General features: G+C 72.7%; 21 protein-coding genes. 7 read left to right on the top strand and 14 right to left on the bottom strand.

Translation table 11 applies throughout. The features are described 5' to 3' along the window. Nucleotides 1-1,182: 1,182 nt before the first annotated feature. Complete coding sequence (locus tag AMK16_RS15055; protein ID WP_073914792.1) at nucleotides 1,183-1,866, bottom strand: HAD-IA family hydrolase; 684 nt, start codon at nucleotides 1,864-1,866, stop codon at nucleotides 1,183-1,185. Nucleotides 1,867-1,999: 133 nt separating this feature from the next. Continuing rightward, the gene (locus AMK16_RS15050; protein ID WP_143196818.1) at nucleotides 2,000-2,884 is read right to left on the bottom strand and encodes a peptidoglycan-binding domain-containing protein; all 885 of its coding nucleotides are present in this window, start codon (nucleotides 2,882-2,884) and stop codon (nucleotides 2,000-2,002) included. 127 nt (nucleotides 2,885-3,011) lie between these two features. On the opposite strand from AMK16_RS15050, the gene AMK16_RS15045 reads away from it, so the two are divergent. After that, nucleotides 3,012-5,084, top strand: a complete 2,073-nt coding sequence (locus AMK16_RS15045; protein ID WP_073914788.1) for an MDR family MFS transporter — start codon at nucleotides 3,012-3,014, stop codon at nucleotides 5,082-5,084. A 112-nt stretch (nucleotides 5,085-5,196) separates the two neighbouring features. On the opposite strand, the gene AMK16_RS15040 is transcribed toward AMK16_RS15045, so the two are convergent. After that, entirely contained in the window at nucleotides 5,197-5,727 is a 531-nt protein-coding gene (locus AMK16_RS15040) for a GNAT family N-acetyltransferase (RefSeq protein WP_073914785.1), read from the bottom strand. Between the two features lie 107 nt (nucleotides 5,728-5,834). Between AMK16_RS15040 and AMK16_RS15035 the strand changes: the two genes are divergently transcribed. Further along, on the top strand, nucleotides 5,835-6,230 hold the full coding sequence (locus AMK16_RS15035; protein WP_073916048.1) for a nuclear transport factor 2 family protein: 396 nt from the start codon (nucleotides 5,835-5,837) through the stop codon (nucleotides 6,228-6,230). A 131-nt stretch (nucleotides 6,231-6,361) separates the two neighbouring features. Here the strand turns inward: AMK16_RS15035 and AMK16_RS15030 are convergent, their stop codons facing one another. Beyond that, entirely contained in the window at nucleotides 6,362-6,706 is a 345-nt protein-coding gene (locus AMK16_RS15030; RefSeq protein WP_073916043.1) for an antibiotic biosynthesis monooxygenase family protein, read from the bottom strand. Between the two features lie 119 nt (nucleotides 6,707-6,825). Between AMK16_RS15030 and AMK16_RS15025 the strand changes: the two genes are divergently transcribed. Next, nucleotides 6,826-8,850 (top strand): bifunctional glycosyltransferase 87/phosphatase PAP2 family protein, encoded by a 2,025-nt coding sequence (locus AMK16_RS15025; protein ID WP_073914783.1) that lies wholly within the window; start codon nucleotides 6,826-6,828, stop codon nucleotides 8,848-8,850. Between the two features lie 108 nt (nucleotides 8,851-8,958). On the opposite strand, the gene AMK16_RS15020 is transcribed toward AMK16_RS15025, so the two are convergent. Beyond that, nucleotides 8,959-10,203: a cytochrome P450 gene (locus AMK16_RS15020; protein ID WP_073914781.1), complete on the bottom strand. Its 1,245-nt coding sequence runs from the start codon at nucleotides 10,201-10,203 to the stop codon at nucleotides 8,959-8,961. A gap of 241 nt (nucleotides 10,204-10,444) precedes the next feature. Between AMK16_RS15020 and AMK16_RS15015 the strand changes: the two genes are divergently transcribed. Beyond that, entirely contained in the window at nucleotides 10,445-11,614 is a 1,170-nt protein-coding gene (locus AMK16_RS15015; RefSeq protein ID WP_073914780.1) for a steroid 3-ketoacyl-CoA thiolase, read from the top strand. Between the two features lie 158 nt (nucleotides 11,615-11,772). On the opposite strand, the gene AMK16_RS15010 is transcribed toward AMK16_RS15015, so the two are convergent. The 7 genes from AMK16_RS15010 to AMK16_RS14980 all read right to left on the bottom strand — a co-directional run bounded on the left by AMK16_RS15010 (nucleotide 11,773) and on the right by AMK16_RS14980 (nucleotide 20,349). Then, entirely contained in the window at nucleotides 11,773-12,228 is a 456-nt protein-coding gene (locus AMK16_RS15010) for a transglycosylase SLT domain-containing protein (protein WP_073914777.1), read from the bottom strand. A gap of 283 nt (nucleotides 12,229-12,511) precedes the next feature. Beyond that, nucleotides 12,512-13,438 (bottom strand): ECF transporter S component, encoded by a 927-nt coding sequence (locus AMK16_RS15005; RefSeq protein WP_443333566.1) that lies wholly within the window; start codon nucleotides 13,436-13,438, stop codon nucleotides 12,512-12,514. 95 nt (nucleotides 13,439-13,533) lie between these two features. After that, complete coding sequence (locus AMK16_RS15000; protein WP_073914774.1) at nucleotides 13,534-15,537, bottom strand: ABC transporter ATP-binding protein; 2,004 nt, start codon at nucleotides 15,535-15,537, stop codon at nucleotides 13,534-13,536. Continuing rightward, on the bottom strand, nucleotides 15,534-16,757 hold the full coding sequence (locus tag AMK16_RS14995) for an energy-coupling factor transporter transmembrane component T (RefSeq protein WP_073916038.1): 1,224 nt from the start codon (nucleotides 16,755-16,757) through the stop codon (nucleotides 15,534-15,536). Before AMK16_RS14995 ends, AMK16_RS15000 begins: the two co-directional genes overlap by 4 nt. A gap of 260 nt (nucleotides 16,758-17,017) precedes the next feature. Beyond that, nucleotides 17,018-17,689, bottom strand: coding sequence for an SCO2322 family protein (locus AMK16_RS14990; RefSeq protein WP_073914772.1), 672 nt, complete (start codon nucleotides 17,687-17,689; stop codon nucleotides 17,018-17,020). Further along, on the bottom strand, nucleotides 17,689-18,948 hold the full coding sequence (locus AMK16_RS14985; RefSeq protein WP_073914770.1) for a prenyltransferase/squalene oxidase repeat-containing protein: 1,260 nt from the start codon (nucleotides 18,946-18,948) through the stop codon (nucleotides 17,689-17,691). Before AMK16_RS14985 ends, AMK16_RS14990 begins: the two co-directional genes overlap by 1 nt. Before the next feature lie 330 nt (nucleotides 18,949-19,278). Next, nucleotides 19,279-20,349 carry an MBL fold metallo-hydrolase gene (locus AMK16_RS14980; RefSeq protein ID WP_073914768.1) on the bottom strand — a complete coding sequence of 357 codons (1,071 nt, stop codon included), beginning with the start codon at nucleotides 20,347-20,349 and terminating at the stop codon, nucleotides 19,279-19,281. A gap of 171 nt (nucleotides 20,350-20,520) precedes the next feature. Here AMK16_RS14980 and AMK16_RS14975 point away from each other — a divergent pair, with 171 nt between their 5' ends. After that, entirely contained in the window at nucleotides 20,521-21,999 is a 1,479-nt protein-coding gene (locus AMK16_RS14975) for an aldehyde dehydrogenase (protein ID WP_073914766.1), read from the top strand. Next, the gene (locus AMK16_RS14970) at nucleotides 21,999-22,232 is read left to right on the top strand and encodes a ferredoxin (protein WP_030722939.1); all 234 of its coding nucleotides are present in this window, start codon (nucleotides 21,999-22,001) and stop codon (nucleotides 22,230-22,232) included. The genes AMK16_RS14975 and AMK16_RS14970 overlap by 1 nt, the downstream gene beginning before the upstream one ends. 387 nt (nucleotides 22,233-22,619) lie before the next feature. Here AMK16_RS14970 and AMK16_RS14965 read toward each other — a convergent pair whose 3' ends face one another. Beyond that, a complete protein-coding gene (locus AMK16_RS14965; protein ID WP_030722936.1) occupies nucleotides 22,620-22,994 on the bottom strand; it encodes a VOC family protein in 375 nt (124 codons plus the stop codon). Between the two features lie 453 nt (nucleotides 22,995-23,447). Between AMK16_RS14965 and AMK16_RS35040 the strand changes: the two genes are divergently transcribed. Beyond that, nucleotides 23,448-23,609, top strand: a complete 162-nt coding sequence (locus tag AMK16_RS35040; RefSeq protein WP_242438732.1) for a hypothetical protein — start codon at nucleotides 23,448-23,450, stop codon at nucleotides 23,607-23,609. Nucleotides 23,610-23,736: 127 nt separating this feature from the next. On the opposite strand, the gene AMK16_RS14955 is transcribed toward AMK16_RS35040, so the two are convergent. Next, a complete protein-coding gene (locus AMK16_RS14955) occupies nucleotides 23,737-24,429 on the bottom strand; it encodes a hypothetical protein (protein WP_143196817.1) in 693 nt (230 codons plus the stop codon). Nucleotides 24,430-24,772 lie beyond the last annotated feature (343 nt).

Raw genomic sequence — 24,772 nt, 5'->3', positions numbered from 1 at the left:
CCGCGCTGGTCGGTATCGGGGGTGGGTTGGGGGGTTCCCGTCAGTCTCATCGTCTCTCCGTGTCGGGCCGGGCCCTCAAGGGCGCTCCCTGCGGTCGCGTCGCTTCGCGATGGCCTTCGGCCACCCTTGACCGCCCGTCCCGCCCCGGACATACGAAGACTGCCGGGAACCCCCAAAGGAACGGGCCGGGGGACAGAGACAGGCGCGGGGCATCAGGGAGCGGACTGTCCGCTTCGGCGGCCATGTTCCGGCCCGGGCCCGTAGGCAGGCATGCTCCGGGTTGGGGGGCGCATCAGATCGCTACACAGTTCTCCTGCATGGCGGCTGCCAGTTGTTTGTGGCCGGGCATAAGCTGCCACAGATCGCTACACACGTCTCTCGTTTGGCGGCTGCCACCTGCTTGTGGCTTGGCATAAGCCGCCTCGGATCGCTACACGCGTCTCCGGGACGGCGACTGCGGGCAGTTTGTCCATGTTTGGCGCCCAGGTGAGAGTGGGAAAGGCGCCTGACGGAGTGTGGCGTTGGAAAGTTCGGCGTCAGGCTCCGGCAGGGCTCGCTGGGCCGTCCGAAGGGTGCTCAAGCGCTCCCTCTCGCCCCTTACCCCACTCCACCCCGGCCCTTTCTTCTGTTTTTTCTGCTCCCAACTGCCCGCTGTCGCGGGCAAAGAGGGACAGGTGACGGCCGTGGGCGGCTTGTGACGCTTACGCCCGGCCACGAGCAAGTGGCAGCCGCTGAGCTGAGAGCAAGTGTGTAGCGATCTGATGCGCCCCCCGACCCGGACGTGCCTGCCTACGGGCCCGGGCCGGGACGTGCCCGCCGAAGCGGGCAGTCGCCTCCCTGATCTCCCCGAATGTCTCTCTGTCCCCCGGCCCGTTCCTTTGGGGGGTTCCCGGCAGTCTTCGTATGTCCGGGGCGGGACGGGCGGTCAAGGGTGGAGCGCAGCGACATCGCGAAGCGACGCGACCGCAGGGAGCGCCCTTGAGGGGTCGGCCCGACACGGAGAGACGATGAGACTGACGGGAAACCCCCAACCCTTCCCTGACGCCGACCAGCGCGGACCCCGACTCCCAAAGCCCCCGCCCCAACCACCCCACCCCGACCCAGCACAGCCCCCGCCCTCCGAAGCCCCCGCCGCCCCCGCCCGGCCCTCCGTGACGCCGACCGGCGCAGGCCCCGGCCCCCTCAGCCCCCGGGCGTCAGCGTTATGCGCAGCGAGCCGTCCGGGGTGGTGGTCACGTGGACGGGGGTCAGGTCGGGGACGTGGGCCGTGGGGGTGTGGGTCGCCGCGCGGGGGCCCACGCCGATCACGCGCATGCCCGCCGCGCGGCCTGCGGCTATGCCCGCTTCGGAGTCCTCGAACACGATGCAGTCCGCCGGGGCCACGCCCAGCGCGGCCGCGCCCTTGAGGAAGCCCTCCGGGTCCGGCTTGCTGGCCCCGACGGACTCGGCCGTGATCCGGACCTGCGGCATCGGGAGTGCGGCGGCCGTCATGCGGGCCGTGGCCAGGGCGGCGTCCGCGGAGGTAACCAAGGCGTGGGGGAGGCCGCTCAGGGCCGCCATGAACTCCCGTGCGCCCGCGACCGGCACCACACCGTCGGTGTCGGCCGTCTCGCGGGCCAGCATCACGGCGTTCTCCGCGTGGTTGACCTCCATCGGGCGGTCCGGCAGCAGGACGGCCATGGTGGCGTAGCCCTGGCGGCCGTGGACCACCTTGAGGGCCTCCTGCGGGTCCAGTCCGTGGGAGACCGCCCAGTCGCGCCAGCAGCGCTCGACCACCGCATCGGAGTTGACGATGGTGCCGTCCATGTCCAGGAGCAGGGCCCTGGCGGTCAGGACGACGGGCGCGGTGGTGGTGCTGGCCGGCATCGGCGGGGCTCCAGACGGGCGGGAAAAGAGAACAAGTGGTTCCGCCCACCGGTCAGGGAGTGAAGGCGGAACCACTTTGTTCCTCCACGATACAAAAGAGGACCGGCTCGCGCCACCGCGCTGGGTGTGAGCCTCATCCCTCCAGCGCCCGACGGGTCACAGGGCCGTAGACGCCCCACTCGTCGTCGATGTTGTTGTTGTACTGGAAGGTCGAGACCGCGTTCTCGACCTTCCAGTCGTACTTCCCGTCGACGCGGCCCCGGTACAGGCCCCGCCCTGCGAGCAGGCGCTGGAGCTTCTCCACCTCGGCCCCCGAATCGCCGTAGCGCAGCGTCGGCCCCTGCGCCGCCGGCGGGGAGCCGGTGGTGCGGCTCGCGGTGGGCGAGGGGCTGGGGGAGGGCGGCGCCGACGTGCGGGACGCGCTCGGGGAAGGGGTCGGCGACGCCGACTTGGAGGCGCTCGGCGACGGGGAGCGCGAGGCGGAGGCCGAGCGTGAGGCCGACGGGGACGACAGGGACGGCGTCCGGGACGGCTCGGCCGGGGCCACCTTCAGCACGGGCGCCGAAGCCTTGGCGTCCAGCACGGCGGCGTCGCCCCCGTCCGAACCCGGCATCACCCATACCGCCACGGCCGTACCACCGAGCGCCACCGCCGCCGCGGCGCCGATCAGCAGCGGCAGCAGCCGCCGGCCCGCGGGACGGCCCTGTTGCCTCGGGCCGGTGCCGCCCGCCTGCGGGACGGCCCGGAGCCGAGTCGTCTCGTCCGGGCGCGGCACGGCGGCCGGGCCTTCGGGCCACGGATGGTGCGCGGACGGTACGGGTATCCCGTACGCCGGCGTGTCGTCCTGCGGCGCAGGGGACACCGCGCCGGTTATCGGCGGCGGGGCCGTACCCTCCGGTTCGCCGGGGTCGGGCAACGTCACGTACGGGCGCACACGCATCGGGTCGAAACGCGCACCCGGCGCACACGCGCAGTCCGCGCCGACGGCGTCGCAATCCGGACAGTGCTCAGCGCTCATTGGAATCCCTCCCTGGCCATTGCCAGCGATTATGCAGACCCGCGGGGCCGGTCCCCACCCATTCGAGAGGCCATAACCGGACACACCGCGCAGGATGGAAATGTTGATCCGGCCCGAGGAGGCATCGATGGCTCAGGATGTGACCGCGGACGCCGTAGAGCCCGGCCCCGGCCCGAAGGGTCCGGGACCCGGCGCCGAACGCACCTCGCGCGAGGTGCTGGTCTCCATCGGCGCGCTGCTCCTGGGCCTGCTGATCGCCGCTCTCGACCAGACCATCGTCTCCACCGCCCTGCCGACCATCGTCAGCGACCTCGGCGGGATGGCCCACCTGTCCTGGGTGGTCACCGCCTACATGCTGGCCTCGACCGCGGCCACCCCGCTGTGGGGCAAGCTCGGCGACCAGTACGGACGCAAGAAGCTCTACCAGTACGCCATCGTCCTCTTCCTCATCGGCTCCGCCCTCTGCGGCCTCGCCCAGAACATGCCCCAGCTCATCGGCTTCCGCGCGCTGCAGGGCCTCGGCGGCGGCGGGCTGATCGTGCTGTCCATGGCGATCGTGGGCGACATCGTCCCGCCGCGGGAACGGGGCAAGTACCAGGGCCTCTTCGGCGGGGTCTTCGGCGCGACCAGCGTGCTCGGCCCGCTGCTGGGCGGCCTGTTCGTCGACCACCTGTCCTGGCGGTGGGTCTTCTACATCAACATCCCCATCGGTCTGGTCGCCCTCGCCGTCATCGCCGCCGCGCTGCACATCCCCGTGCGTTCCTCGAAACACACCATCGACTACCTCGGCACCCTGCTCATCGCCTCGGTGGCCACCTGCCTCGTCCTGGTCGCCTCCCTCGGCGGCACCACCTGGCCCTGGGGCTCGGCGCAGATCATCGGCCTGGCCGTCCTCGGGGCGGCACTGCTGGTCGCCTTCATCCACGTGGAGCGCCGGGCGGTCGAACCCGTGCTGCCGCTGAAGCTGTTCCGCATCCGCACCTTCACCCTCTGCTCGGTGATCAGTTTCGTGGTCGGCTTCGCGATGTTCGGCGCGATGGTCTACCTGCCGACCTTCCTCCAGGTCGTCCAGGGCGTATCGCCGACGATGTCGGGCGTCCACATGCTGCCCATGGTGCTCGGCATGCTGATCTCCTCCACCGCCTCCGGCCAGATCGTCAGCCGGACCGGCCGGTGGAAGGTCTTCCCCATCGCCGGGACCGGCGTCACCGCCATCGGCCTGCTCCTCCTCCACCAGCTGCACCGCACCAGCTCCACCTGGGAGATGAGTGCCTACTTCTTCGTCTTCGGTGTGGGCCTCGGCCTCGTCATGCAGGTACTCGTCCTGGTCGTGCAGAACGCCGTCAGCTACGCCGACCTGGGCGTCGCGACCTCCGGCGCCACCTTCTTCCGCTCCATCGGCGCCTCCTTCGGCGTCGCGATCTTCGGCACGATCTTCACCAACCAGCTCCAGGGCAGCCTGGCCTCCGCCCTCGAGGGCGCCCGGCTGCCGCCCGGTGTGGGCGCCGCGCAGCTGGAGGCCGACCCGCGGGCCGTCGGCGCGCTCCCGGCCGATGTGCGTCCCCGGGTCCTCGACGCCTACGCGACCTCCATCACCGACGTCTTCCTCTACGCCGTCCCCATCGTCCTCATCGCCTTCGTCGTCGCCTGGTTCCTGAAGGAGGACAAGCTCCGCGTCTCCGTCACCGCACCCGACGTCACCGAGACCCTGGCCTCCAACCCCGTCGAGCGTTCCTCCCACGACGAGGTGGCCCGGGCGCTGTCGCTGCTCGGTACGAGGGAGGGCCGCCGGCACGTCTACGAGAAGATCACCGAGAAGGCGGGCTACGACCTGCTGCCCGCAACGAGCTGGCTGCTGATGCGGATCAACAAGTACGGGTCCGCCGAGCCCTCCAGGCTCGCCGAGCGCACCATCGTGCCCCTGAGGGCCGTCACGGACGCCGCCCGCCAGGTCGAGGAGCGCGGGCTCGCCGTCCGCGACGGGCTGGCGCTCGTCCTGACCGGCAAGGGGCGGGAGGCCGCGATCAGGCTCGCCTACGCGCGCGAGGAGTCGCTCGCCGAGCTGCTCGGGGACTGGTGGGGCCCGGACCGGCCGACCGACCTCGTCCAGCTGGTGCGCGAGATCAACGCGGAGCTCTGCGGATCCGACGCCGAGGAGCCCTACGAGGCCTCGGCGCGGCGGGACCACGCCGCGCCCTAGTCGCCGCGCCCCGGACCGGACCGGACGGATCCCGGCACGGCGGATCGGCCAGGCGATCAGCCAGGCGGATCGCTCAGGCGGATCAGACCAGGCCCCTCTCGAAGGACGTAAATCAGACCAGGCGCTTCTCGAAGAAGTGCTCCGCATACGGGTCGGTCTTGTACGCGGGTATCTCCGCGTAGCCGTGTCGCGCATACAGCGCCCGGGCCTCCACGAGATCGGACCGGGTGTCCAGCCGGAGCCGCTCGGCGCCCATCGCGCGGGCCTGCGCCTCCAGGACGCCGAGCAGTGCCGCCCCGCCACCGGTACCGCGGGCGCGCCGGTCGACGTACACCCGTGTGAGCTCGGCGGTGACCGGGTCGAGCAGCCGTATCCCGCCGCAGGCCAGCGGCTCGCCGTCCCACCGGCCGACCACGAACTGGCCCGTCGGTGGAGCGAGCCCGTCGGCCGGGAAGTCCAGGAGCCCTTCATCGATCTCGGCCTCGGTGACGGGCCGTTTCCAGTACCGGCCGGCGACCTCGGCGTAATAGGCACGGAGCAGGGCCGTGGCATCCGGCGTGGTGAACGGCTCGGTCGTCACGTGCCACTCGCCGGGGCGGGCGGGCTTCGTGCTGCCGGGCTTGCTGTGCGCGGGTGTCGTCATGACGTCATTGTGGAGTTCGCGGCGGATCAGCCGCGTGGAATATCCACAGAGCCGGGCCGATGATAGGGAAAAGGGATAAACCATACGCGTGGAGGGTGGGAACCGTCATGTCGGAGCATCCCGACTGTGCCCTGGTCCGCCGCGGCTACGAGGCCTTCGCCAAAGGCGACATGGAGACGCTGGGCAGGCTGATGACGGCCGACGTCATCCACCACGTGCCCGGCAGCGGCCCGATGTCCGGGCACCACAAGGGGCGGGAAGCCGTCCTCGACCTCTACCGGCGCCTCGGAGAGGAGACCGGCGGCACCTTCCAGGTCCGCCCCGAAGCGGTCCTCGCCGACGGCCGCGGCCACGTGATGAGCTTCCACACGGCCCGCGGGGACCGCGGCGACCGCGGCATCGAGATCCGCGCGGGCCTCTTCTTCACCATCATCGGCGACAAGATCACCGACATCGACGAGTGCACCGAGGACATCGAGGAGAGCGACGCCTTCTGGGGCTGAACCGGCCACCGGCAGGCTGCTGACCTGCCCGCTGATCTGCCGCTGACCTGCCGCCGACCTGCCGCCGACCCCCGTACCCGGCCCCGGGAAGCGCCCTCCCGCGTATCGGGAGGGCGAGCTGCCGGGCGGGGTCACGCCTGCTTCGGCGCCGCCTGCTGCACGACCTCGAACGACCACACCGACGAGCCGGACGCCGCGGGCTTCGGCCGCCCGCCGCCCTCGCCACCCGCCCCACCTGCGCCGCCGCCCTGGTGGGCGGCCTTCATCGGCCCCTCCATCCACGCCTGGAAGTCCTCCTCGGAACGCCAGCGCGTGTACACGAGGTACTGGTCGGTGCCCTCGACGGGACGCAGCAGCTCGAACCACTCGAACCCGTCCGAGTTCTCCACGGCGCCCGCACGGGAGGCGAAGCGCTGCTCCAGCACTTCCCGCTGCTCGGCGGGGACGGTCAGCGCGTTGATCTTCACGATGCTCATGCGGGCCATCCTAGGTATCCCGCGCGGGATATCGTCGTCCAGGTAATGGCACGGGGCAGGAAACGCGGCAGCCAGGCGAAGTCAGGGTTGCGGTCAACAGGGCGGGAGGCCTGCGAGGCGTGGCTAACGCGGCAGAACACAGCGGTGCGAACGGACATGCCGGAGTCATAGGCGGTAGCGGCAGACTCGGGGCGGCGCGCCTGCTCCTGTGGGCGCTGGCAGGCGCCCTGGCCGTCAGACAGGCCGCCGCCGTGCTGCGGGTCCCACCGGGCGAATGGCTGAGCGGCTTCCACCTTCCCGGCGGCCTGCCCGGCTCGCTCTACGACGCCGGCCAGTTCACCGGCAGCCCGTTCGCCGGGCTGGTCCTCAGGCCGTTCCTCGGCCTGGCCGCGCCGTCGCTGGAGGTCGCCTGGACCTGCGTGACGCTGCTGTTCGTCGCCGCCATCGGGCTCGTCGCCGCACGCGGCCTCCCCGACCCCGTCCCGCGCCGCACCGCCCTGCTGGCCGCGCCCGTGCTGACCGCGCTGATGATGGTCTCGCTGCCCGTCCGCGAGGCGGCCTCACCCGGCCAGACGGCGGTCCTTCCCGTGCTGCTGGTGCTGCTGGCCGTCTTCCGCGTGCCCGGCGAGCGCCCGGCCGGATTCCTCGTCGGTCTCGCCGCCGCGCTCCAGCCCGCGCTGCTGCTCTTCGCACCGCTGCTGTGGCTGACCGGCCGCCGCCCCGCCGCGCGGACCGCCGCCGTGACCTTCGCCGGCGCCACCGCCCTGTCCTGGGCGGCGCTGCCCCGCGACTCCTGGACGTACTGGATCCAGCACCTGGCCGGCACCGGCCTCGGCGGGGCCCCGGACAGCCTCGCCAACCAGTCCGTGCACGGCGCGCTCCTGCGCCTCGGCCTGTCCGGACCGGCCGAGATGCTTCTCTACGCCGCCCTCGCGGCCGGCATCGGCTGGATCGGCCTGCGCCGCGCGGTCCGCTACGCGCGCGACGGGCAGCTGCTGCTCGCCGTCGCCATCACCGGCTGCGTGGCCGTTGCCGTGTCCCCGGCCGGCTGGCGCCACCAGCTGCTGTGGGTACTGCTCGCCGTCGCGGGAAAGGTGGGCAGCCGGGCCGCCGACCGTCCCGTGTGGCCGGTGGCCGTGGTCCTCGCCATGACACTGCCGAGCGACGTGCTGCTGCCCAACCTGGCCGCGCTGGCTCCCGTACGGGACAACGTGCTGCTCCTGGCAGCGCTGGCGGCGGCCTGCGCGGTGCCGTTCCTGCCGCGCTCCTCGCCGTACTGGCGCGAGCCCGTCCCGACGGCCTACGGGCGGCCCGTGGCGGCCCGCTGGTCGCGGGTGCCGCTGATGCCGTTCTGGCGGCGCGTGCTGTCCCGGCCGAACCTGCTGCTGGAGCTGCTGCTGATACGGGTCGGGTACTCGCTCTACTCGCACATCCGGGCCGCTGCGCCCACCAGCCGGTCGCTGGCCGAGGGCAACGGCGCGCAGATCCACGGGATCGAGCGGGCGCTGGGCATCGACATCGAGCACGCGGTGAACCACGCCGTGGCGAAGACGCCCTGGCTGGAGGCGTTCTTCAACTTCTACTACACCTCCTTCCACTTCGTGGTGCCGCTGACGATCCTGGCGGTGCTGTACTGGCGCCGGCCGGGGGACTACCGCTGGGCGCGGGCCTCCCTGGGGCTGGCGACCGTGCTGGCTCTCGTCGGTTTCTGGCTCTACCCGCTGGCGCCGCCGCGGCTGATGCCCGCACTCGGCTTCATCGACACCGTGCACGGACCGCAGGACCTGGCCAATCCGTCCTACGGGGCGATGACCGCGATCTCCAACCAGTACGCGGCGATGCCGTCGCTGCACTTCGGCTGGTCGCTGTGGTGCGGGATCGTGATCGTGGTGCTGGCGCCGAAGGGCTGGCAGAAGGTGCTGGGGGTGCTGCACCCGCTGATCACGGTGTGCGCGATCGTGGCGACGGCCAATCACTGGGTGCTGGACGCGGTGGGCGGGGCGGCGGTGGTGTCCGCGGGCTTCGGGCTGGTGTACGTGCTGTCCGGGCCGCGGGGGTCTTCTGCGGGGGTGGGGGCGCAGGTGCGCTTGCCGCGGCCGCGGGTGGAGGAGCCGGCCGTGTCCGCCGCCCGGGGGACCGGCTGACGGTTCGCTGCGGGCTGGGCGTCGGGTCACCACCCGCGGCGCCGTTGCGGGGGCGCTGCCCCCGAGCCCCCGCACCTCGAACGCCGGCGGGGCTGAATGGGCCGCGGGTCAGGCGCGGGTGACCCGGAGCTCCTTGATGCCGTTGAGCCAGGCCGCGCGCAGCCGGCGCGGGCCTCCGTCCGCCAGGTGCAGGTCGGGCAGGGCGTCGGCCAGCGCGTTGAAGATCAGGTCGATCTCCATGATGGCCAGGGACTTGCCGAGGCAGAAGTGCGGACCGCCGCCGCCGAAGCCCAGGTGGGGGTTGGGGTCGCGGGTGATGTCGAAGGCGTCCGGGTCCTCGAAGACCTCCGGGTCGTGGTTGGCGGAGGAGTAGAACAGCCCGACCCGCTCGCCCGCCTTGATCTTCCGGCCACCCAGCTCGGTGTCCTGGGTGGCGGTGCGCTGGAAGGACACCACGGGGGTGGCCCAGCGCACGATCTCCTCCGCCGCCGTCGAGGGGCGCGTCCGCTTGTACAGCTCCCACTGCTCGGGGTGGGTGAGGAAGGCGTGCATGCCGTGGCTGATGGCGTTGCGCGTGGTCTCGTTGCCCGCGACCGCCAGCAGCAGGACGAAGAAGCCGAACTCGTCGGAGCCGAGGTTGCCCTGGCCCTCGGCCGCCACCAGCTGCGTGACGATGTCCTTGGCCGGACACTTCTTGCGCTCGGCGGAGAGGTTCATCGCGTAGCCGATGAGTTCCATCGCCGCTTCCGCCCCGACCTCCTCGGTGATCGCGTACTCCGGGTCGTCGTAGGCGATCATCTTGTTGGACCAGTCGAAGATCGTGGCGCGGTCCCTCTGGGGTACGCCGATCAGCTCCGCGATGGCCTGGAGCGGGAGTTCGCAGGCGACCTGCGTGACGAAGTCGAAGCTGCCGTCCGCCGAGGCGTCCGCGGCCTCCTCGACGATCCGGCGGGCCCGGTCGCGCAGGGCCCGTTCCAGTCCGCGGATCGCCCGCGGGGTGAAGCCGCGCTGCACGATCTGGCGTACGCGGGTGTGCTCCGGCGGATCCATGTTCAGCATGATCAGACGCTGGGCATCTATCTGTTCACGCTGGATGTGTTCGTTGAAACGGATGATCGCGGTGTTGGTGGTGGAGGAGAAGAGTTCCGGGTGCGTGGAGACGTACTTGACGTCCGCGTGCCGGGTCACGACCCAGTAGCCCTCGTCGTCGAAGCCGGTGATGCCCCGTCGCTGCGGACACCACCACACGGGGGCGGTCTGCCGCAGCTGCGCGAACTCGGGCAGCGGGACGCGGCTTTGGAGCAGGTCGGGGTCGGTGGCGTCGAAGCCTTCGGGCAGCGCGGGGCATGACATCGGGCAACTCCAAGGTCTGACGGCCCATCAGAATTTGGCTCGAAGGTAGTAACGAGTTCTAGAAGTGACAAGGGTCGGCGCGCCAACTGTTGCGTGTGGAATCCGTGCAAGCCCCGTGCAAGACCCTTGCGTGGCGGGGCCCCAGGTCATAAGACTGCGGGGAGAACTAGAACGCGTACTAGTTCGGGCGGGGCGCCGGGACGGCCCGCCGCGCCGGCGCAGTGCAGGAGAGGACGAGCTCATGGCCGCGGAACCCGTCATCGTCGAAGCCGTACGCACCCCCATCGGAAAGCGCGGAGGCGCGCTCGCCAACCTTCATCCCGCCTACCTGCTCGGTGAGACCTACCGCGAACTGCTGGCCCGGACGGCGATCCAGCCCGACTGCGTCGAGCAGATCGTCGGCGGCACCGTCACCCACGCCGGCGAGCAGTCGATGAACCCCGCCCGCAACGCATGGCTCGCCATGGGCCTGCCGTACGAGACCGCCGCGACCACGGTGGACTGTCAGTGCGGCAGCTCCCAGCAGGCCAACCACATGGTCGCGAACATGATCTCGGGCGGGGTCATGGACATCGGCATCGCCTGCGGCGTCGAGGCCATGAGCCGGGTGCCGCTGGGCTCCGGCTCCAAGCACGGCCCGGGCAAGCCCTTCCCGGACGAGTGGAACGTCGACCTCCCCAACCAGTTCGAGGCCGCCGAGCGGATCGCCCGCCGCCGGGGCCTGACCCGCGAGGACGTCGACCGGCTGGGGGTGCTCTCCCAGGAGCGGGCCGCCGCCGCATGGGCCGAGGAGCGGTTCAAGCGCGAGACCTTCGCCGTGCAGGTGCCGACGACGGAGGAGGAGCAGGCCGCCGGGCAGGGCATGTGGCGTCTGGTCGACCGCGACGAGGGGCTGCGCGACACCTCCATGGAGGCGCTGGCCCGGCTCAAGCCGGTCATGCCGACCGCCGTGCACACCGCGGGCAACTCCTCGCAGATCTCCGACGGGGCCGCCGCCGTGATGTGGGCCTCGCGCAAGATGGCCCGCGCCCTCAAGCTCAGGCCGCGCGCCCGGATCGTCGCCCAGGCGCTCGTCGGCTCCGATCCGCATTACCACCTGGACGGCCCGGTCGACGCGACGCGGGCCGTGCTGGGCAAAGCCGGCATGTCCCTCAAGGACATCGACCTGGTCGAGATCAACGAGGCTTTCGCCTCCGTCGTCCTCAGCTGGGCCCAGGTTTTCGAACAGGACCTGGAGAAGGTCAATGTCAACGGCGGCGGCATCGCCCTCGGCCACCCCGTCGGCGCCACCGGCGCCCGGCTGATCACCACGGCGCTGTATGAGCTGGAGCGCCGGGACAGGGAATTCGCGCTGATCACCATGTGCGCGGGCGGAGCGCTGGCGACCGGCACGATCATCCAGCGCCTGTAGCGGGGCGGCGTGCGGGCGGGCGCCCGCCACAAGACCCATTGGGATGGGAAGCAGAAGACCCCGGTGGCCGGACCTGGGGAGGTCGGCCGCCGGGGTCTTCGCATGCGCGGGGCGCTCTCGCGCCTGCCGCTCGATCAGCGGGGTGTGCTGCCACCGGCTTAGTACCAGTGGTTGGCCTGCCAGAAGTTCCAGGCGCCGACGGGGCTGCCGTAGCGGTCGTTCATGTAGTCCAGGCCCCACTTGATCTGGGTGGCCGGGTTCGTCTTCCAGTCGGAGCCGGCCGAGGACATCTTGGAGGCCGGCAGGGCCTGGACCAGGCCGTACGCGCCGGAAGAGGAGTTCGTGGCGGTGTAGTCCCAGCCACTCTCGTGCGACACGATCTTGTTGAACGCGGCGAACTGGGCCGGGTCCTTGATCATCTGCTGGGCGATCGCCTTGGCGTTCTGCGGGGCGGCCTGCGCGGGGACCGCGGCAAGCATGGAGCCGGCGACGCCCACAGCGAGAACGGAACCCATGAGGGTCTTCTTGGAAGCGGCGATGCGGCGGATGACGGCGTTGGACACGGATTTCCTTCCACAGGGAACAGGGGGCGGTCGCAGACATGCCTCAGGCATGCGTGAGCCACTCACGCGGGGGAGAGGGGTTCGTCGGCGGCGGGTGGTTCACCCGTGCCGCCTTGCGACTCATCCAGTTCTACAGACGCCCGGACCCCCTGGCAACGACCCCTCTTACTAGTGGTCCTCGCAGGAGGGGCAAAGCGGCCTCCGGTGCGGGAAGGGGTGTTCGTGCAGGTGGGAGCCGAGACGCTGGGGTGATATGTCCCAATTTGTGGCTACGAATCCGGTTCGTATGTGACGCAGGTCCTGTGGGGCGGGTCACCGGTGAGGGCCCCGGATGTCACGCTTCGCGGTCGTTCGTACCCCTCACACGGGAAGGTGCGGCGTCGTTTTCGGTCTCCGGATCGAAGGAGACGGGCGCGTCGAAGGCGGCTTTGCGAGTCGCCCGCCGTAGTGCCCTGAGCAGCGTCGGCCCGATCGTGAGGGTCAAGGCGACGGTCAGCACGGCCCGGCCCAGGTCCCAGCCCACCGAGGTGGCCAGGCAGTACGCCGCGAACCGCGCGAGATTCGCCCCCAGCGGCTCGCCCGGGTGGAAGGAGACGCCCTGACCCATCCCCTGCAGGAGCACCCAGCCCTGGAGGTTCATGACGGTGCCGTACGCGAACGAGCCCGCGAAGCCGTAGGCCGCCAGCATCAGCAGCTCCGCCCGGCCGCGGAGCCGGTGCGGGCCGGGCAGCAGCCCGGCGCCCAGCGAGAACCAGCCCATCGCGAGCATCTGGAACGGCATCCACGGCCCGACCCCACCCGTCAGCAGCGCGGAGGCGAACATCGTCACCGAGCCCAGGACGAAGCCGAAGCCGGGGCCGAGGACGCGGCCGCTGAGCACCATGAGGAAGAACATGGGCTCCAGGCCGGCCGTCCCCGCGCCCAGCGGTCTGAGCGCCGCGCCGACCGCGGCGAGCACGCCCAGCATCGCGACCGCCTTGGCGTCCATGCCCTGGTCGGCGATCGTCGCGACGACGACGCCGACGAGGAGGGGGAGGAGCGCGGCGAAGAGCCAGGGGGCGTCCTGGGAGTGGGCGAGGCCCGACTGCCGGTCGGCGAGGAGCGGCCAGCCGAAGGCCGCGACGCCGATGAGGGTGACGAGGACCAGGGCGGCGGCGGCGCGGGGGCCGATCCGGACGGGGCGGGTGGCTGGGCGCGGTGCCGTCACGGGGTTGCCGGGGTCCCTGGGGCTTACCGGGGACCCGGTGGCCGGGGGGTTCATCGGGCTGGGTTGGGGCGATGGGGTTGACGGGGCCGATGGGCTGGGTGAGCTGGGTGTGCTCGGTGGGCTTGTTGGGCTCGACGGGCTCATGGAGGTCACGGGGTACCTGCCAGGGATTCGGCGACCTGGCTCACCGTGAGCCAGTGGCCCGGAGCCAGGACCTTCGCCACTTGGGGCGCGAAGGCGGGAGAGGACACGACGACCTCGGCGGTCGGGCCGTCCGCGACGACCTCGCCGCCGGCCAGGATCACCACCCGGTGCGCCAGCTCGGCGGCCAGCTCCACGTCGTGGGTGGCCAGGACGATGGCGTGCCCATCGGCGGCGAGGGCCCGCAGGATCTCGATCAGACGGGCCTTGGCGGCGTAGTCCAGGCCGCGGGTGGGCTCGTCGAGGAGCAGCAGGGCGGGCCGGCCGGTGAGGACCAGCGCCAGGGCCAGGGCCAGGCGCTGCCCCTCGGACAGGTCCCGGGGGTGGGTGTCGTCGGACACGTCCGGGAGCAGCGCGCAGACCAGTGCGCGGCAGGTGCCGGGGGGCGCGGCGGCGTCGGAGTCGGCGGCGGCGCATTCGGCGGCCACGGTGTCGGCGTAGAGGAGGTCGCGGGGTTCCTGCGGGACGAGGCCGACGCGGCGGACCATCTCGGGCGGCGGGGTCCGGTGCGGGGACCGGCCGCCGACGGTCACCTGGCCGGTGGTGGGCGCGAGGGTGCCGGTGAGGGCGGCGAGGAGGGTGGACTTGCCGGCGCCGTTGCGGCCCATCAGGGCGATGGTTTCGCCCGGGGCGACCGCGAGGGTGATGTCGTGCAGGGCCTGGGTGCGGGCGCGGCGGATCCCGAGGGCGTGGGTTTCGGCGACGGGGGTCGGGGCGGGGCCGCCGGCGGGTGCGGTGCGGGGGTCCGGGGCGGGGGGCCGTGTGGGGGTGGGCCGGCTGCGGCGGATCAGGCGTGTGAGCAGGCGGGGGCGGGGGCCGCCGCCAGGGGCTCCGCCCCCGGACCCCCGCGCCTCAAACGCCGGCGGGGCTGGAATGGTGGCTCCGCCCCCGGGTCCCGGCGCCTCGATCGCCGGCGGGGTTGGAGTGGTGGCTTCGCCCCTGGGCCCCCGCGCCTCAAACGCCGGCGGGGCTGGAGTGGTGGCTCCGCCCCCGGGTCTCGGCGCCTCATGCCTCGGCGGGGCTGGAGTGGTGGCTCCGCCCCCGGGCCCCGGTGCCTCATGCCTCGGCGGGGCTGGAGTGGTGGCTCCGCCCCTAGGCACCGGCGCCTCATGCGTTGGCGGGGCTGGAGTGGGGGGTGTGGTGAGGCGGGTGTGGAGGGGGGTGGCTTGGCGGCGGGCGTCGCGGACCGAGAGGGGGAGGGGGGACCAGCCCGCGAGGCGGCCCAGGGCGACCACCGGCGGGTGGACCGGGGAGACGGCCATCATCTCGGCCGGGGTACCGAGGAGGGGAGCCGCGCCCGGCGCGGGCAGCAGCAGCACCTGGTCCGCGTACTGCACCACGCGCTCCAGCCGGTGCTCCGCCATCAGGACCGTGGTGCCGAGGTCGTGCACCAGGCGCTGGAGCACCGCCAGCACCTCCTCGGCCGCCGCCGGGTCCAGCGCGGACGTCGGCTCGTCCAGCACCAGCACCTTCGGGTGCGGCGTCAGCACCGAGCCGATCGCGACCCGCTGCTGCTGGCCGCCGGACAGCGTCGCGATCGGCCGGTCGCGCAACTCGTTCAGGCCGAGCAGGTCCAGGGTCTCCTCCACCCGGCGGCGCATCACCGCGGGCGCGAGCCCCAGCGACTCCATGCCGTACGCCAGCTCGTCCTCGACCACGTCCGTCACGAAGTGGGCCCGTGGATCCTGCCCGACCGTGCCCACCACGTCCGCGAGCTCCCGCGGCCGGTGGGTCCGGGTGTCACGGCCCGCGACCGTCACCCGCCCGCGCAGGGTGCCGCCCGTGAAGTGCGGGACCAGGCCGGAGACGGCGCCGAGCAGCGTGGACTTGCCGACCCCCGACGGGCCGACCAGTAGCGTCAGCTCGCCTTCCGGAACGACCAGGTCGACGTCCTGCAGGGAGGGCCGGGCCGCGCCCTCGTAAGTGACCGAGACCTCTTCGAAACGGATCACGGGGACGCCTCCTCGGGCGGTACGGGTGCCACGAAGGCAGGGAGCAGGCCGATCAGGATCGCGGCCGCCGGCCAGAGCGGGAGCCCGGGAGCGACCAGCGGCACCACGCCGGGTTGCAGGCCCCCGGGGTCGAGCGTGCTCGCCCGGACGAGGAGCGCGGCGACGGCCGCGCCCGAACCGGCGACCAGCCAGGCCCGGCATCCCCACCGGTCGGGCCGGTAGCGGGTCCGCACGGACCGGCGTCCGCCGAGCCGCAGGCCCGCGAGGGCCAGGACCAGGCCGATGCCGAGCAGGGGCAGCCCGTACGCGGCACCCTGCGCCGCGAGCAGCCCGTACGTGCCGGCGCACATGCCGAGCAGGCCGCCGAGGGTCAGGGCGTTGGTGGTGTGCCGGACGGCCGGCGGGACCTGCGCGGTGCGGCCGTACCCGCGCGCGTCCATGGAGGCGGCCGTGGCGACGGAGCGTTCGAGGGCGCCCTCCAGGACCGGGAGGCCGATCTGGAGGACGGCCCGGACACCGCCGGTGGGGCGCCCGCGCAGGCGGCGGGCGGTGCGCAGGCGGACGACGTCGGCGACCATGTTCGGCGCGAAGGTCATGGCGACGACGACGGCGACCCCGGCCTCGTAGAGCGCGGCGGGTAGGGACTTCAGCAGCCGGGCGGGGTTCGCGAGGGCGTTCGCGGCGCCCACGCAGACCAGGAGGGCGGCCAGCTTCGCGCCGTCGTAGAAGGCGAAGACCAGCTGTTCGGCGGTGACCCTGCCGCCGAGGCGGATGCCCTGGGCCCAGGCGGGGAGCGGGACCTCGGGGAGGGTGAAGAGGAGGTGCGAGCCCGGGATGGGGGAGCCGAGCAGCATGGAGAAGAGGAGGCGCAGGCCGATGACGAAGAGTCCGAGCTTGAGGAAGGCCCCGTAGGAACGGGCCCAGGGGGCGCTGGTGCGACGGGCGGCCACGACGTAGCCGGCCACGCCGGTGATCAGGCCGAGGAGGAGGGGGTTGGTGGTGCGGGAGGCGGCGGTGGCGAGCCCGAGGGCCCAGAGCCACCACGCTCCCGCGTGCAGCGCGTTCCCGCGCGCCGCCTTGGGCGCCTGCCACCACCGCGCACGGGCGTACGGCGCATCCCGCGCGGGAGACCGGTCGGCCGTGGCGCGGGACGGGGACGCGGCCGGCCGCCCTGCCCCCCGACGCGGCGGCTGACCTGCACTGACACGGAACGGGGGCAGCGCGGCACCCCGCGCCGGGGTCGCCGTGGCCGGTTCCGGGGGCGTCGGGGTGGCCGGGCGGGGGGTCGCCGTGGCGGGTTCCGGGGTCGTGGGGTGGGGTGGGCGCGGGGCCGGCCCGGTGGGTTCCGGGGGCGTCCGGGTGGCCGGGCCGGGGGCGGTCCCCCTCGCTTCCGCCGTGGTCGGGTCGGCCGGGAGGGGAGTCGCCCCCCTCCGCTCTGCGGCCGGCGGGTGCGGCGGGTCGGGGATGTGGGGGGAGGGCGTCATCGGGTGCGGCGGCGGGACTGCCAGACGGCGGCCGCGGCCAGGGCCAGGACCGCAGCGGCGCCCGCCAGGAGACCGGCCGAAGGGGCGCCGGAGCCGCCGGTGGCCGCGTGGGACGCGGCCGGGCCGGCCGTCGCCGTCGGGGACCCGGGGCCGGTCTCGGCCATGGATTCGCCGCAGCCCTGCTCCGGATAGCCGGAGACCGCGCACAGCAGGGCGGCGCCGTTGTAGCGCAGCGGCTTCGCGACGGCCGCCAGCGCCTCGGCGGCCGTGCCCTGCGGGGCCAGCTGCGCGCAGCCCGTGCGCGGTTCCCCCTGCGGCGGGGCTTCGCCGGCGGGGGCGTCCGCGGGGACGCCGAAGTCGATGACGACGGCGACCCGCTTGCGGCCCTGCGCCGGGGCGGTGGCCCCGCAGACGGCTTCGAAGTCGGCGGCGGCCCGGGGCTGCGACGCCTGGTCCGCGGCGTCCTTGCTGACCGCGAAGCGGAAGCCCTGCACGGTGCCGTCCGCCGGCCGGGCCATCGAAGGGCCCACGGCGGCGTACGCCCACCGGCCGCCGGCGCCGTCCCAGAAGGACCAGTAGCGGTAGCCCGCCGCCGGCGCCGGGGCGGCGGCCAGCACGGTCAGGACGAGGCCGCAGACCACGGCGAGTACGGGCAGACGGCAGCGCATCAGAGCTGGTTCTTCTTCCGGCGGCCGCTCAGCAGGATGCCGATGCCCACGCCGGCGGCGGCGCCCGCGCCGATGATCCACCAGATGCTCTGGCCGCCCGAAGGCTCGTCCTCCTCGCCGTCCACCGCGGTCGCGGCGGTGTCCGCGCCCTGCGGGGCGGGGCCGGTCGCGTTCAGCGCCGCGACGAGGTCCGTGCCGCCGAAGGACTTCGGGTCGTTGCCCGTCGCCTGCGCGGCCAGGACCAGCGTGCCCAGACCTGCCGGGTTGTCCTGCGCCCACTGCGCGGAGTTGGCCTTCAGCCACTCCACCGCGCCCGCCGCCGACTGCTTGTGGCCCGCGGCGGCCAGGGCGATCACGGCGTCGGCGGTGTTGCCGGTGTCAGCGGTCGGCTGGTCGGCGCCCGGGGTCAGGGCCGTGAGGTGGCCGTCCTTCTTCAGGGCCTCGGCCAGGTAGCCGGCCGCGCCCTGCGCCGCGGCCGCCGGGTCGGCTGCGCCCGCCGGGCAGGCCAGCGCCGTCGCGGGGGTGTCCGTGGCGGACGGCACGACGGCAGCGCCCTTGCCGAGGCCGGCCAGGGCCGCGGCGGCGGTGGCGTCGGCGTTGGCGAGCAGCTTGCCGTCGAGCGGCTGGAACGCGAAGGCGCCCCGGTCGGCGGCCGGCTCGGCGGTGCAGCCCAGCTGGAAGGGGAGCAGGCCCTCGTACGCGGACTTGCCGGCCTTCGAGGTGACCTCGGCCGGCTTCTCCCCGGCCGAGACCAGGGCGCTGATCACGATGGCGGTCGAGTTGGCGTCGGTGCCCGTGTCCATGGGGCCGCCGGGGTTCGAGCTCCAGCCGCCGTCCTCGTTCTGGACGGACTTCAGCCAGCCGACGGCCTTCTTCACCGTCTCCTCGTGACCGCCGAGCGCCGCCAGCGCCTGCACGGCCGCCGCCGAGGCGTTGGAGTCGATGTAGGACGTCGCGTCGCACGCCTTGGCGGCGTCCGCGCGGAACGCGGCGAAGGAGCCGTTCGCGCACTGCTGGCCGATGAGCCAGTCGACGGCCTGCGGGGCGGGCTTGACTCCGACGGTGTGCTGGGCGAGTAGCGCGAAGGACTGGCGCCACACGCCGTCGAACGAGGGGTCCTTCTTGCCGTAGAGGCCCGAGGGGATGACCGGGGGCGCGGAGGGCGAGGGCGGCGCGGTGTCGGCGAGGGCTGCGGGAGCGGCGCCCGCGCAGAGCACGGCGGAGGCGGCGAGCGCGGCGGCGCTGCGGCGGACGTTCATGGGGCGGGTGCCTCTCGTGCGGGGGAGCAGGAGGCAGGCACGCGCAGGCACCGGGCTCCGGCTCCGTTTACCTCGACGGTGCCGGCCGCCGGGGGCCCCGACGGCACGAGCCGCGCACCTCCGCCACGGGGCAATCCGGCTTCGCGCACGGCGGTGCCGGGCGGGTCACGGTTGCGGGTCAGCGCCGGAATCGCACCGGCTTCCCCCCGTACGGAAGTGTGGACGACTGCTTCACTCTACCGGCCCGTAGCTCACGGGTCCGGTGGCGCCGGCCCCCAGCGCCCCTTACCGGCCCGGGGCGGCGCGGGCCGGTGAGGAGCCGCCGTCGGGCTACCGGGGGTGCTGCACCGCCCGGTATGCGACCGGGTCGGTCCCCGGGACCGCCTCCGCCCGCCCCTGCTTCACCAGTCGCCGAAGGTGGGCTTCCGCTTCGGAGACGGCGATGTTGCGGGAGCCGTACGGGATCTGCTCCCAGGGCCGGTTCCACTCCATCCGCTCGGCCAGTCCCCACGGTGTCAGCGGCTCGGCCAGCAGCCCCCACAGGCCGGCGAGCCGCTCCTCGTGGTGCTCCAGCAGTTCCCGCACGCGGGCGGGGGCGTCGGTGAAGGCGTGCTGGTGGGCCGGGAGCACCTCGGCGGGCTCCAGGCGGCCGATGCGTTCGAGGGAGTCGAGGTAGTCGCCGAGCGGGTCGGTGACCCGGGTGACGCCGTTCTCGTCCGGGGCTTCGTACAAGCCGATGTGCGGGGAGATCCCGGGCAACAGGTGGTCCCCGGAGAAGAGGCGGCCGTGGCCGGGGAGCTGCGCGGGGTGCTCCTCCTCCAGGTGCAGGCAGACGTGGCCGGGGGTGTGGCCCGGGGTCCAGATCGCGCGCAGCCGGCGTCCGGCGAGGGGGAGCAGCTCGGCGGGGACGATCTCCCGGTCGGGGACGGCGGCGCGCAGACCGGGCAGGGTGCGCAGGCGGCCGCTCGCGCGGGCGGCGCGCAGGGGGGCGATGTGCTCCTCGGGGGCGCCGGCGGCCGCGAGCTTCTCGCTCATGTAGTCGAACCAGACTCCCGGTTCGGCGGAGCGGGTCCGTACGACGACCTCGGTGTCGGCGGCGTGCATGGCGATCCAGGCGCCGGACGCCCCGCGGACCCGGCCGGACAGGCCGTGGTGGTCGGGGTGGTGGTGGGTGATGACCACGCCGTGGACGTCGGCGACGGAGGTGCCGAGGGTGGCGAGCCCGGAGACGAGGGCGTCCCAGGAGGCGGGGTCGTCCCAGCCGGTGTCGACCAGGACCGGGCCGCGGTCGGTGTCGAGGACGTGGACGAGGGTGTGCCCGAGGGGGTTGTCGGGGATGGGGACCTTGACGGCCCACACCCCGCCGCCGTGGTCGGTCACCTGTGACGTGTCCTGTGACATGAGCCCCCCTGTCCGCTGACAAGAACCTGTTCCACCGGGTGCCCAAGTCGACCACTGTAGGGGTTTCCTGACCAGTCGTCGGCTGTCACCGGCTGTTCCGTCCTGGCCGTGGACTCCTCCAACTAGAACTGGTATCAGTTCTGGGACGCCAAGCCGCAGGAGGCATCTGCCATGACCGAGCTCGTGGAACACGGACAGCTGTTCATCGGCGGGGAATGGGCGGATCCGGTGGGCAACGACACGATCCGGGTCGTCTCCCCCCACACCGAGCAGGTCATCGGCTCCGTCCCGCACGCCTGCGAAGCCGACGTCGACCGGGCGGTGGAGGCCGCCCGGAAGGCCTTCGACGAGGGCCCGTGGCCCCGGATGCCGCTCGACGAGCGCATCGCCGTCGTGACGCGCATCAAGGACGCCATCGCCGTCCGGCACGAGGAGATCGCCCGCTCCATCAGCTCCCAGAACGGCTCGCCGTACTCCTGGAGCGTCCTCGCCCAGGCCCTCGGCCCGGTGATGGTCTACGACGCCGCGATCACCGTCGCCCGCGCCTACCCCTACGAGGAGCACCGCCAGGGAGCGCTCGGCCCCATCCTGGTGCGCCGCGAGCCCGTCGGGGTCGTCGCCGCGGTCATCCCGTGGAACGTCCCGCAGTTCGTGGCCGCGGCCAAGCTGGCGCCGGCGCTGCTCAGCGGCTGCACCGTCATCCTGAAGCCCTCCCCGGAATCCCCCCTCGACTCCTACATCCTGGCCGACATCGCACGCGAGGCCGGCGTCCCGGAGGGCGTGCTGTCGATCCTGCCCGCCGACCGCGAGGTCAGCGAGTACCTGGTGGGACACCCCGGCATCGACAAGGTCGCCTTCACCGGCTCGGTCGCCGCCGGCCGGCGCGTGATGGAGGTCGCCGCGCGCAACCTCACCCGCGTCACCCTGGAACTCGGAGGCAAGTCCGCCGCCGTGATCCTCCCGGACGCCGACCTGGACACCGCCGTCGCCGGGATCGTCCCGGCCGCCTGGATGAACAACGGCCAGGCGTGCGTGGCCCAGACACGCGTCCTCGCGCCGCGCAGCCGGTACGGGGAAGTGGCCGAGGCCCTCGCGGCCGCGGCGGGCGCCCTGGTGGTCGGCGACCCCCTCGACCCGGCGACCCAGCTCGGACCGCTGGTGGCGCGGCGGCAGCAGCAGCGATCCCTCGATTACATCCGGATCGGCCAGGAGGACGGCGCCAAGGTCCTGGCGGGCGGCGGCCGACCGGCGGGCCTGGAACGGGGCTGGTACGTGGAGCCCACCCTCTTCGGCGACGTGGACAACTCCATGCGGATCGCCCGTGAGGAGATCTTCGGCCCGGTCGTCTGCCTGATCCCCTACGGGGACGAGGCCGAGGCGGTACGGGTGGCCAACGACTCGGAGTTCGGCCTGAGCGGCAGCGTCTGGACGGCAGACGCCGGGCACGGCATCGACTTCGCCCGGCGGGTGCGCACCGGCACCTTCAACGTGAACACCTTCAGCCTGGACATGCTGGGCCCCTTCGGCGGCTACAAGAACAGCGGCCTGGGACGGGAGTTCGGCCCGGAGGGGCTGAGCGAGTACCTGGAGCACAAGATGATCCACCTTCCGGCGACGTATGCGCCGGGTGCGGGCGAGGCGGGTGCCTGATGGGTGACCGCTGGCAGGTCGAGGTGGACCGGGGGGTCTGCATCGGCTCGGGCATGTGCGTGAACCACGCCCCGGACGGCTTCGTCCTGGACTCGGCGCGCCAGTCCCACCCCCGCACCCCGCAGTCGGACGCGAACGAACCGATCCTCACGGCGGCCGAAGGCTGCCCGGTGGAGGCCATCCTGATCACGCTGGCCGCCACGGGCGAACCGGTCTTCCCGCCGGAGGAATAGCGACGGGGCGGCTCGCTGCGCGGGCCGCTCGGGCCGGTTGGCTGCGCCGCTCGGGCCGGTTGGCTGCGCCGCTCGGGCCGGTTGGCTGCGCCGCGCTGCGGGGTCGGCGGGGGCGGGTTGCGGCGGGGGCGGGCGCGCGCCGGGGCGTCTCCTCGGGCGCCGAACGTTTCCAGGGGTCGGAAAGCGCAGGCACCTTGCGTTCGGCACCCTGCGGGGATCACCCCGACACACACCCACCCCCGCCCCAACCGGCCGGGCGGGATCCCGGCGTTCCGGCCGGGCCGGTCATCGGGGCTCCGGCACACACCTGGCGGCGGCTGGCCGGCGGCCATCGTGCCGACCGGCGTCAGCCCGGGCCGTCCCGTCGCAGCGGGGGTCCGCCGGGGCTCACTTCGCCCTTTCGGCGGCGCTCCGCTCGACGCAGAACTCGTTGCCCTCGGGGTCGGCGAGCGTCACCCACCCGGTCCCGTCCGGCCTCCGGTGGTCGCCGACGACGGTGGCGCCCAGGGCGACGATGCGCTCCACCTCCTCGTCGCGCGTGCGGTCCTGTGGCTGTAGGTCCACGTGCACACGGTTCTTGACGCTCTTGGCATCGGGAACCGTCACGAAGAGCAGCGTCGAGCCGGGCGCCGTGACCAGCGCCTCGGGGTCCCCGGGGAAGTCGTCGTCGGCGAGAGAGCCGTCCAGGACGGCGGCCCAGAACTGCCCGAGGCCGTAGGCGTCGGAGCAGTCGACTGTGATGTGTCGTACGAGAGAAGCCATGGGCGGGACTATCGAACAGCCCGCCGACCCTGTCCACCGAGATTGCGGGGCGGCACCCCGGATCACGGGCCTTCCCCGCTGGGTCAAAGGCGCCTTGCAGGCGCGGCCGCTTCCCTCGACCCGGCGGCTCGGCTACGCCGGGCGCGCCAGCTCCACACGGTGTGCCCGATGAGAGCGACGGCGGCGACGCATGCCGCAACGCGCGTTACGTTCCAGGTCAGAGCGAAAACCGCCCCCTCCGAGTCCGCCTCCACGCTCAATCGCTGAGTCGCCTCGAAGAAGGCGGTGAGAGGAACAACCAGACGGAACAGAAGGCCACCCACTCCGGGCGTTCGGGCTACGTTCCCCATGAGTCCCACGGGTGCGCCGAACACGAATGCCGCTGTTCCCCACAGAAGAATCTGGCCTGGCCGGAGGTGTTACCCGCACGCCTTCACCTTCGTCGACGGCCCCGTGCGCGGCTATGTGGCGGGGCAGAGCCCTTCCGTCGCGAGCGTCTACCGGGCCCTCGCCGAACACCACAAGGCCCAGGCGTACCCCGAGGCCGTCGAAGCGGCCCAAGCCGACTTCGCAGCCCTGCGCCAGCGCTCAGTGACCGCACCCACCAGCCCATAGAGTTCGGTCGCAGTCGACTCACCACAAATGGGCGGAGTCACCGCACCGGAAACCGAGAGCGGCCGTCTTCGTTCTGGCCGTTCGGAGCCTCCACAGAGGCCGCAGTCGCGCCCGTGAGTGGCGTCGGCTAAATCCGTTCAGGCTCGCAGGTCGCTTGCTGGGAGGCGTCGTAGGTGCCATAGCACAGAGCGACGACTCCTGAGATATCCATGATCTCCCACTCGAGCTTGTGCCTGACCTGTCCGTGAAATTCCTCGGGCACCTGCACCGTCAGCATGAGCCGGCCCTCTTCCTTCTCGGTGAAGGACACGTTCGTCGCCCCGAACTCCTTGAGCCGCTCCTTGCGCTTATTGAAGAGGGGGTCGTGAAGCCGGCTGACGGAGTCGAGGTTCGCGTAGAAGGCGTACTTGAATGTCTGCTCGTTCCCGGAGTGCGACGGCACGGCAAAAGCCAATGCCAGGGCGAGCGCGGCTGCGATCGGGGAAGCCGCGACCCACCATCCTCCCGGACGGTTATCGGCGTCAGCGAGGGCTGCGAACAGGAGCAGTACGGCTGCAGGTAGGAACAGAAACATACCGACGAGCAGGCCGAACACCCCCCAGACCAGCAGCCCGGAGCTCAGGAAGATGCACGTGCGAGCAAAGGCCTTGGGATGTTTGCGCAGTTGGAGCGGGATCGTCACCGCCAACGCGGTGAACACGAAGAGCTCGGCGACCGCGAAGAACATGATCAATCCGCCCACGGTCACGGCCGCGGCGACCACCACAGCCGCCACGGCCCACCCCGTCTGCCGGGCCGACACCTTCTGCACTTCGGACACGCTTCCCCCTTTGAACGCGTTCAACTGAACATGTTCAAGATAGTGCATGGGCGTGGCGCGCTCAAGCGATCAACCCGCCAGAGGCACCTACGCCGAGTGAGCAGCCCCGGCAGGCCTGGTCGAACAGGCCGGGTAGCGGGACCGATGTCCAGGAAGGCGCGGCTCGTGTACCCGCCCAGGCAGGCGTCAGAGATGACCTGGCCGCAAGGGGATAGACAGCAGCCGACGGCCGAGGCCGGCTTCCTCCTGTTCCAGCCGGACAGCCCGTCCAGGGGCAGGAACTGGAACGCCCGGCCGGGGGCTTACGACCCGGGGCAATCGTCCGGTCCCTGCCGGCTTTGCG

Source organism: Streptomyces sp. CB00455, from assembly GCF_001905445.1.
Classification (GTDB): domain Bacteria; phylum Actinomycetota; class Actinomycetes; order Streptomycetales; family Streptomycetaceae; genus Streptomyces.
Note: the sequence above shows the minus strand (reverse complement) of the source record. Positions and strands in the feature narration are given on the sequence as shown.